Source organism: Paraburkholderia phymatum, from assembly GCF_040965635.1.
Taxonomy (GTDB): domain Bacteria; phylum Pseudomonadota; class Gammaproteobacteria; order Burkholderiales; family Burkholderiaceae; genus Paraburkholderia; species Paraburkholderia phymatum_B.
Genome location: NZ_JBFRCH010000049.1, coordinates 36,215 through 43,211, shown reverse-complemented (window position 1 = coordinate 43,211; position 6,997 = coordinate 36,215). Strand labels below are relative to the sequence as shown.

Below are 6,997 nucleotides of genomic sequence, written 5' to 3'. Positions count from 1 at the left end.
ATGCCGCCTATCACCTGGCGGCAAGCAGTCAATCAGTTCGCCATTCTGTTCGGCGAGCGATTCACGAGCGCCATGAGCTGAGATCTTTTAACCCGACCTCAGCACACGAAATTCCTGACACCTCCCTGAATGCGAACTATCGGCCAACAAGCGGCCACTCATCCACAGCAGCAAGCTGCCATTCGAACGGCTCATTCAATTCCAAACCGGTCCGATAGTCTAGCCGAGCACGTTGATCTTGCGGCCGTCTGCCGATCGGCCGCCGAAAGGCCGCTCAAGACTTTGAGCCCGACCTTCTATTGGGCGAGACGTTACGCAGCCAAAATAACCTCTTGCTCTGCCCTTGCTCTTCCGTGGTTCACTATTTGGCGAGTGGCCACATGTCGAACCATCCTTCGGCATTTCGAGCCACAATCGCAATTTGCTTCTACACGGACAGGCTATGGAACGTCGCGCAGTGCTTCCCCCGTTGAATCCCACCCGGGCGTTCGAGGCGACCGGACGCCTGCTGAGCATTTCCAAGGCCGCTGACGAGTTGACCGTGACCCCCGCCGCTGTCAGCCGGCAGGTGCGCTCGCTCGAAGCTTACCTGGGCGTCGATCTGTTCGAACGGGTGAAAGGGCGGTTGGAGCTGACGTCGGCGGGCGCGCGGTATCTGGCGGAACTCATGCCGCTATTCGCATCGCTGCGCGACGCCACCGACAGCCTGCGTTCGTCCGAGCGGCGCGCGCGCGTCCTCAAGATCCGCTCGCCCGCGACCTTCGCGGTGCGCTGGCTGATTCCGCGTCTCGCGAGCTTTCATCGAATGCACGAAAACATCGACGTGCAACTGACGACATCCCCGGCTCCGCTGAATTTCGCGCGCGAGGACATCGACGCCGGCATCCAGCTAGGCGACGGCAAGTGGCCCGGCCTGCGCGTGCAACGTCTGATCGCGAACGAACTTGTGCCTGTCGCTGCGCCTTCACGACAGGTCAGGGCACGCTCGCAGTTGCAGGGCGAAACGCTTTTGCACACGCTCGCGCGCCCGGAAGACTGGACGTTGTGGTTGAAGGCAGCGGGCTTTCCGTTGAACGCACGGCGCCGCGAAATGCGCTACGAAACGTCGCTGCTCGCGTACCAGGCAGCGATAGAAGGGCACGGCGTCGCGATTGCGCAGAAGGCGCTGGTGCGCGGTGAACTGGAAAGCGGTCTGCTCGTCGCACCGTTTTCGTTCGAGCTCGATCGCGGGCATCACACCTACTACTTCGCGTGGCCGACCGGGCGTCCGCAATCCGACGCACTGAAGACTTTCCGCCGTTGGCTGCTCACGTTGCTCAACGAATAGCGCCCGCGAGCCGACGACCCTTTAACAAAAAGTCAGCGGCTCGTTTCTAAATTGTCGATTGTCCGCAGGGCCGACGGGTACGTATTCTCGTCGGCATGATTCGCTGCGATGGCGACTCACGATACAGGACAATCAAAAATGCCAAGAGACAGCCTCAACGGCGTGCGCGTGATCGATTTCTCCCACGTCCTTGCCGGACCGGTCTGCTCGATGACGCTCGCCGATCTCGGCGCGCACGTCGTCAAGATCGAACCGCCCGATGGCGAGATCGGTCGGCGCATCGGGCCGCCGTGGATAAGCGGTGAAAGCCCCGCCTTCATCAGCGTCAACCGCAACAAGTACAGCGTCGCGATCGATCTGAAAACCGACGCAGGGCGCGGGGCCGTTCGCCGGATGCTGCGGGATGCGGACGTGCTCGTCGAAAACTTCCGGCCGGGCGTGATGGCGTCGATGGGACTCGACTTCGAGACCTTGCGGCGATTGAATCCCCGGCTCGTCTACTGCTCGATCTCCGCGTTCGGTCAGACGGGCGCGAATCGCAAGCGGCCTGGCGTCGACGGCGTGATCCAGGCCGTCAGCGGTCTGATGAGCACGCTCGGCACGACGAGCGCCGAGCCGCTGAAAGTCCCGATCCCCGTCGCGGACATGATGGGCGGCTATCTTGCGTCCATCGCGATTCTCGGCGCGCTGCATCAGGTCCGCGCGGGCGGCGGCGGGCAGCATCTCGACGTGAGTCTCTACAACGCGACGCTGATGCTGCAGCAGATCGGCTTCGCCGCGTTCTTCGCGTCCGGGCGCGAGCCGGATAAGACCGGCAGCGCCGCGCCCTATGCGTGCCCGAACGAAGCGTTCCCGACGCAGGACGGCTGGATAATGGTCGTCGCCTACCATCCGGAACGATGGCACGCGTTGTGTGATGTGCTCGCAACGCCTGCGCTCGAAGCGGATCCGCGATTCGCTACCAACGACGATCGCGTGCGCCATCGCGCGACGCTGCATCACATGCTCGCCGCGCGTTTCGTCGAACGCACGACTGCGGAGTGGATGGAACGGCTCGCGGCGCGCGACATTCTTTGCGCGCCGGTCGCAACCTACGGCGATGTCATCGAAACAGCGGAATACGCCGAATGCGGGCTGGCGCAGATGATCGATCATCCAGTCGCGGGCCCGATGCGCACGCACGGCTTCGCGCTTGGTCCATCCGATCGTCCTGCCGCGCCGGATCTGCCCGCGCCGCTGACGGGCCAGCACACGTTGCAGATGCTGCAGCGATACAGCTTCGCCGAAAGCGAAATCGCGGGACTGCTGAACGCGGGCGTGATCCGCGTGGGCCGCGCGGCGCGCGAACTCTGCGATGAAGGCCGCAAGGTGTGCGCATGAGCGCCGGGATGATCGTGAGCGAGCGACGCGGACGGGTCGCGCTCGTGCGTCTCGCGTCGGACAATCCGCTCAATCCGCTGACCGACGCGTTGATGGACCAGTTGATCGATCGATGTCCTGCTGCGCAGCGAAGCCGATCCGCAGGTCCACGCGACCGTTCTGACAGGATCCGAAAAGGCTTTCGCCGCCGGCGCCGACATCGTCGCGATGTCGAAACTCGACTACGCGAACGCATTCTCGGATGACTACATCGGCCGCAGCTGGGACCGCATCCGCACGGCCCGCAAACCGCTCATTGCGGCGGGGGTGGCTATGCGCTCGGCGGCGGCTGCGAACTGGCGATGATGTGCGACATCGTCATCGCCGCGGACGACGCGCTCTTCGGCCAGCCGGAGATCAAGCTCGGCATCGGACTCGCCCGTCAAACACGCGAGCATCGCAGTCGATTTGCCGACCGCTCGCGGCAGACGCTGCGTGCAGCCCGCGCCCGGAACGGACGATCACAAAGAAGGCATGGCCGCGTTTCTGGAACGCCGTCAGGCCGCATTCCCGAACCGGTAGTAGCCGGCAAAACGATCAGGAGACTTTTTCTTGTCAACTTATCCCAATGATGCCGGTTCGCTGGTCGAATCGTCTGTCGATGACGGCGTGCTCATGCTCACGCTCAATAGCCCGAGCGACGGCAACGCGCTGAACGTCGCGATGACGGAGGCGCTGTCGGACGCGCTCGAGCAGGTCAACGACCGGCGCGACGTGCACTGCGTGCTGCTGCGTTCGTCGTCGCGCCACTTCTGCACGGGCGGCAATGTGAAAGACATGCAAAGCGGCAGCGATCTCATGAGCGGCGGCGTCGAAGATGTACACGACCGCCTGATTCGCAGCCTGCACAGAATCACGCGCGCAATGAGCGGTCTCGACGTGCCCTCGGTGTGCGCGGTCAATGGCGCGGCGGTCGGAGCGGGCTGCGATCTTGCGTTGATGTGCGATATCCGCATGGCGAGCACGAAAGCCGTGTTCGCAGAGAGCTTCTTGCGGCTCGGGCTGGTGTCGGGAATCGGCGGATCGTGGTTCCTGACGCGTATCGTGGGCTACGCGAAGGCGCTCGAATTGACGTTGACGAGCGAGTTCATCGATGCGGAAACGGCGCTGGGCCTAGGCATCGTGTCGAAGGTGGTGCCGGAGGACGCGCTCGACATCGAGGCCCGGTCGCTGGCGACACACATCGCGCAAAACCCGCCGACTGCGCAGCGCATGGCGAAGCGGCTCGTGCGCAAAGCGGCCGATGCTTCGCTCTCGACGACGCTCGAGCTGGCGGCAGGCCTGCAGGCCATTCTGTTGTGCGGTCACGAGCACAAGGAGGCTGTCGGCCGGTTTATGGAGCAGCAGGCGACGAAGAAGCGCACGCACATGTGATGTGCCGATACGGCCACTGCGCCGATCGCGCGGGGCCTCACAAACCGAATCACAGGAGACGACCATGTCCACGACTTCCGGAGCCCGATATTCAAAGCCCGGCATGCTACGGATTATCGCCACATCGAGCCTGGGCACGATGCTCGAGTATTACGATTTCTTCGTCTACGTCGCGCTGACATCGACCTTGACGCACTTGTTCCTTCCATCGACGGACCGAGCCGTCGCCGCGATGGCGGGCGTCGCCACGTTTGGCATCGCGTATGTCGCGCGGCCGCTGGGCACGATCATCTTCAGCCCGATGTCCGACCGGATCGGACGCAAGAAGACGTTCGTCATCACGCTCGGGATCATGGGTATCGCGACGGTAGGCATCGGCTGTCTGCCGACCTACGCGATGGCCGGCTTGCTCGCGCCGATCGGACTGATCACGCTGCGCGTGGTGCAAGGCATCGCGCTCGGCGGCGAATACGGCTCCGCGGTCGTCTACGTGATGGAGCATGCGCCCGCAGGCCGCAAAGGCATGGCGACGAGCGTGCTGCAAAGCACCGCGAGCCTCGGCCTGCTGCTGGCGCTGGCGATCGTGTCCGCTCTGAAGTTCGCGCTCGATGCATCGGCATTCGAATCGTGGGGCTGGCGCGTTCCGTTCCTGATCTCGGCGCCGATCGTCGCGGTGGCGACATGGATCCGGCTCGGCATGAAGGAAACGCCCGTGTTCGCGGAGATGAAGCAGGCGGGCCGTCTGTCGAAATCGCCTCTGCAGGACACGTTGTCGAGCGCGACGTCGTGGAAAGCGATTCTTGTCGCGATGTTCGGCGCGCAAGGCGGAACGTCGGTGTCGCTCTATATGTCGATCGTCTACATGCTGTACTTCCTGCAGAACGTGTTGAAGGTCGATTCGTCGCGGGCGAATCTGTGCCTCGGCGTCGCTATCGTCGTGGCCGTGCCGCTTTATCCGATGTTCGGACGTCTGTCCGATGCGATCGGCCGTGCTCGTGTGATGTTGATCGGCATCGTGCTCTGGATTCTTGCAGCGTATCCGGCTTTCGCGGGCATCAGGACGAACGCGCTCGCAGGCGGCTGGGCCACGGTGACGCTGCTCGTCGCGTTGCTGGCTGTGTTGACCGCGATGATCATGGCGCCGCTGCCCGCGTTCATCGCCGAATGTTTTCCGCCGCGAAGCAGGACCACGGGCTTCGGATTGTCGCAACAGCTCGGCAATGTGCTGTTCGGCGGGTTTCTTCCGTTGATCAGTCTTTCGCTCGTCAATCTGACAGGCAACTCGCTTGCAGGCGTCGGGTACTCGATCGTGTCGCTGTTGCCCTGTGTCGCCGTCACGTACTTCTGGGGACTGCGGCAGGATCGGCTGATCCGTCAGCGTAATCACGAAATACAGTGCGCAAGCCCAGCGGACGCGGGCCAGTTGCCGGTGCGCTGAGTCCGCGATGGCACGAGGCGCAGCATCGTGATGCCGCGCCTCGCGTCGTTCAGACGAGACCACCCATCAGCGTGTATTTCACGTGCACATATTCCTCGATTCCATGATGGCTGCCTTCGCGCCCGTAACCCGATTGCTTCACGCCGCCGAACGGCACCGAAGCCGTGCCGACCGAGCCGGAATTCAGAATCACCATGCCCGCCTCGAGGTTCCGCGACAGCCGGAACGAGCGGCCCAGTTCGCGCGTGAAGGCATAGGCGACGAGACCATATTCGGTGTCGTTGCTGCGCGCGATGATTTCGGCTTCGGTGGAGAAGCGATAGATCGGGAAGACGGGGCCGAATATTTCGGTCGAGGCGATCGGCATATCGTCCGCGACATCGACGAGAATCGTGGGCGCATAGAAGAGTCCGCCTTTCGCGTGCGGATGTCCGCCGAGCACGACTTTGGCGCCGCGCTTGCGGGAATCGTCAACGAGCTGGGCGACCTTGTCGATGGCTGCGCGACTGATCAGCGGACCAACGACGAACCGGTCCTGCAGCCCTTGATCGACCGGAATCGCTTCGACGAGCGTCTTCACGCGCTGAACGAACGCGTCGTGCACGCTCGCCTGAACATACACGCGGTTCGGCGAGATGCAGACCTGTCCGCTGTTGCGAAGCTTCGCGGATACGAGCGCCTTTGCGGCTTCGTCGAGATCGGCGTCGTCGAAGACGATGAACGGCGCGTTGCCGCCCAGTTCCATCGTCATCTTCTTCAGCGTGCCGGCGCACTGGGCGGCGAGCAACTTGCCCACTGCGGTCGAACCGGTGAACGAGATCTTGCGGATGCGCGGATCGTCGGTGATGAGCTTGCCGATCTGCACGGGGTCGCCCGTGACCATCTCGAACACACCTCCCGGAATGCCGGCGCGGCGCGCGTATTCGAGCAGCTTGTACGCGGTCAGCGGCGTTTCCTCGGAAGGCTTCAGCAGGATCGTGCAGCCCGCCGCAAGCGCGGTCGCCACCTTGCGCGTGATCATCATGAACGGGAAATTCCACGGCGTGATCGACGCGACCGGTCCGACCGGTTCCTTCGTCACGACGACCGCGGCGTCTTTCGCGTGCGTGGGGATGGTGTCGCCGTACACACGCTTCGCTTCCTCCGCATACCATTCGACGAAGCCTAACCCATAGTCGATTTCGCCGAAGGCTTCCGACATGCACTTGCCGTTTTCGCGGCACATGAGTTCGGCGAATGCGGTCTTGTCGGCGCTGACGAGGTCGAACCATTTGCGCAGCAGTGCGCTTCGTTCGCACGCCAACGAGCGCGACCAGGCCGGAAAGGCCGCGCATGTGCGACCGATGGCCGCGCGCACCTGCGCTTCCGAATGATGTTTGACTTGCCCGACGACCGTCCCGTCGGCGGGATTGATTACATCGATCATGTTTTATTCTCCG

7 protein-coding genes are annotated in these 6,997 nt (G+C 63.3%); 6 read left to right on the top strand and 1 reads right to left on the bottom strand.

The window, feature by feature from the left end; genetic code table 11:
• Positions 1–442: 442 nt before the first annotated feature.
• From AB4Y32_RS37385 to AB4Y32_RS37360, 6 genes are all read left to right on the top strand, one after another.
• The gene (locus AB4Y32_RS37385; protein WP_368726092.1) at positions 443–1,327 is read left to right on the top strand and encodes a LysR substrate-binding domain-containing protein; all 885 of its coding nucleotides are present in this window, start codon (positions 443–445) and stop codon (positions 1,325–1,327) included.
• 138 nt (positions 1,328–1,465) lie between these two features.
• Positions 1,466–2,707 carry a CaiB/BaiF CoA transferase family protein gene (locus AB4Y32_RS37380; protein WP_368726091.1) on the top strand — a complete coding sequence of 414 codons (1,242 nt, stop codon included), beginning with the start codon at positions 1,466–1,468 and terminating at the stop codon, positions 2,705–2,707.
• A gap of 108 nt (positions 2,708–2,815) precedes the next feature.
• Complete coding sequence (locus tag AB4Y32_RS40810) at positions 2,816–3,052, top strand: enoyl-CoA hydratase-related protein (RefSeq protein WP_439899898.1); 237 nt, start codon at positions 2,816–2,818, stop codon at positions 3,050–3,052.
• The gene (locus tag AB4Y32_RS40805) at positions 3,049–3,318 is read left to right on the top strand and encodes a hypothetical protein (RefSeq protein ID WP_439899896.1); all 270 of its coding nucleotides are present in this window, start codon (positions 3,049–3,051) and stop codon (positions 3,316–3,318) included. Before AB4Y32_RS40810 ends, AB4Y32_RS40805 begins: the two co-directional genes overlap by 4 nt.
• Complete coding sequence (locus tag AB4Y32_RS37365; protein WP_368726090.1) at positions 3,299–4,120, top strand: enoyl-CoA hydratase-related protein; 822 nt, start codon at positions 3,299–3,301, stop codon at positions 4,118–4,120. The genes AB4Y32_RS40805 and AB4Y32_RS37365 overlap by 20 nt, the downstream gene beginning before the upstream one ends.
• Positions 4,121–4,184: 64 nt before the next feature.
• Positions 4,185–5,558, top strand: a complete 1,374-nt coding sequence (locus tag AB4Y32_RS37360) for an MFS transporter (protein ID WP_368726089.1) — start codon at positions 4,185–4,187, stop codon at positions 5,556–5,558.
• A gap of 49 nt (positions 5,559–5,607) precedes the next feature.
• Here the strand turns inward: AB4Y32_RS37360 and AB4Y32_RS37355 are convergent, their stop codons facing one another.
• Positions 5,608–6,984: an NAD-dependent succinate-semialdehyde dehydrogenase gene (locus AB4Y32_RS37355; protein ID WP_368726088.1), complete on the bottom strand. Its 1,377-nt coding sequence runs from the start codon at positions 6,982–6,984 to the stop codon at positions 5,608–5,610.
• Positions 6,985–6,997: the final 13 nt, after the last annotated feature.

What these genes read in the sequence shown, in the direction of transcription:
- AB4Y32_RS37380 (WP_368726091.1), top strand. Translation starts at nt 1,466, where the DNA reads ATGCCAAGAGACAGCCTCAACGGCGTGCGCGTGATCGATTTCTCCCAC.
- AB4Y32_RS37360 (WP_368726089.1), top strand. Translation starts at nt 4,185, where the DNA reads ATGTCCACGACTTCCGGAGCCCGATATTCAAAGCCCGGCATGCTACGG.
- AB4Y32_RS40805 (WP_439899896.1), top strand. Translation starts at nt 3,049, where the DNA reads ATGATGTGCGACATCGTCATCGCCGCGGACGACGCGCTCTTCGGCCAG.
- AB4Y32_RS37385 (WP_368726092.1), top strand. Translation starts at nt 443, where the DNA reads ATGGAACGTCGCGCAGTGCTTCCCCCGTTGAATCCCACCCGGGCGTTC.
- AB4Y32_RS37355 (WP_368726088.1), bottom strand. Translation starts at nt 6,984, where the DNA reads ATGATCGATGTAATCAATCCCGCCGACGGGACGGTCGTCGGGCAAGTC.